2 protein-coding genes are annotated in these 1717 nt (G+C 47.4%); both read right to left on the bottom strand.

Annotation, left to right across the window (positions count from 1 at the left end):
- Nucleotides 1–1220: FGGY-family carbohydrate kinase (locus JF818_RS04690; RefSeq protein WP_198890813.1), on the bottom strand; the 1220-nt coding region annotated here is incomplete at its 3' end.
- A gap of 22 nt (nucleotides 1221–1242) precedes the next feature.
- Nucleotides 1243–1674, bottom strand: a complete 432-nt coding sequence (locus JF818_RS04685) for a hypothetical protein (protein WP_198890812.1) — start codon at nucleotides 1672–1674, stop codon at nucleotides 1243–1245.
- Nucleotides 1675–1717: the final 43 nt, after the last annotated feature.

Here is a 1717-nt window from a genome sequence, read left to right as displayed (position 1 = left end):
GCCCTGATCATCTCCGTCTTCCCGGTTTCAAGTGAAAGATTGAAAAACACCCCACGTGCTTTGCTGTCCTCAAAGGGACATCGATTACCGTGCAACCATGGGGTGAAAATCACTCCATTACTCCCAGGAGGTACGGTATCGATTACCGAAGCCATGTAGTCATAGAGGTTTTTGGCAATAGCCTCAGGAGAATCTGTTACCAGTTTCTTCTCCAGATAGAGATTGATCTCATCCAGGGCAAGATGGTCCTTGACCCATTCCAGACATTTTCCAGCTGTCTCGAGTTCAGAGAAATAGGTATATCTCCCAGGAAGTGCACTTACGATTGCTGCTGTTTTTGTTGCAGGATCAACCATGCTTTTCTCAACTACAGTGGAAAGCCATCCTGAGGTTCCCATATAGATATGGGTATCTCCAGGATTGGTAGCACCTGCTCCAATTCCGATTGAAGCGGCATCTCCACCCCCTCCAAAGACCGGGGTGCCTGCATTTAAACCCAGATACCCAGCTGCAGTCCCTGTAAGCATTCCGGCTTGTTCTGTGGATTGTATGATCCTAGGCAGATGGTCTGGGTTGACCTTGAGCATTCTGCACATAACAGGACTCCAGGTTCTTTTCTTTGTATCAAATAATAATGTGGCGAACGCTGAGTCTTCAGTCATGATGAACGAACCGGTTAGCTTCGTTATCAGGTACTCCTTCACATCAAGCCACTTGTAGATACGGGAAAAAGCATCAGGTTCATGGTTTCTTACCCAATGATATTTCCAAACTGGATCCTTTACACTGGTTGCTACTGCTTTCGTGATGGCTAGGGAGACCAGAAGCTTCCCTATATTTGCGCCTTCGATTTTTGGACCATGGGCCATTCCCTCCTTCAATTCCTTGGTTGCCCGTTGGTCAAGATAACTGAATGCATTCCTGATTGGTCTCCCTTCCCTGTCAACAAGTACCAACCCTTGCATCTGGGAACAGAAGGAGATTCCCTTGATGTCGGCAGGATTGACTGCAGCCCTAGAAATGACATCCCCTGTCGTGGTGACCATTGCCCTCCACCAATCCTCTGGATCCTGCTCTGCACCGCCACCCTCAAAGAGATACAATGGGTACTTGGCAAGTGCAGAGGCAACAAGCTCCAAGTGGCCACCAGCTGAGAAAAGACAGGTCTTCATTCCCGTAGTACCAACATCGTAGGCGAGAAGGTATTGTTTACTGTCCATGGCCACTCCTTTTTCAGGGATATCAGGCTTTCAATGCAGAGGAGATGAAGCTAACCATCTGATCAAGGACGAACGTGTCCCGATTCTCTATATCATTGCCCAAGAATATCCTGAATCGTTGTTGGTAATACTCACTTGAGTATGAGAACTGAAGGGATATGAAGAGATTGTCCATGAGAAAGGCTGCCATCGCAGGATCAATATCCATCCTGATCTCACCTGTTCTCTGGCCTTCCTTGACCAACTCAGTGTACATCTCGGCGGAGATGGATTCGATCTCATACGAAAGTTGTTTGACAAGTTCACTGTTTCCCACTGAGGTTAGTTCACTGTAGAGACGTATAAGTTCCTTCTGCTCCCTACTTGATTTCTGGATCGCTTTGATCAAATCCTTGCACTTCTCTTCGAAGGATTGCTCTGAAGGCACGATTGCCTGCAAGATCGTCTTCAGCACCTCGGTACCCTCACTTATGGCTGTCTCTTATACCCATTTGAAG

Origin of the sequence: Sphaerochaeta sp. S2 (genome assembly GCF_016406725.1) — a bacterium.
Lineage (GTDB): Bacteria > Spirochaetota > Spirochaetia > Sphaerochaetales > Sphaerochaetaceae > Sphaerochaeta.
This window is presented reverse-complemented; position numbering and strand designations above follow the sequence as displayed.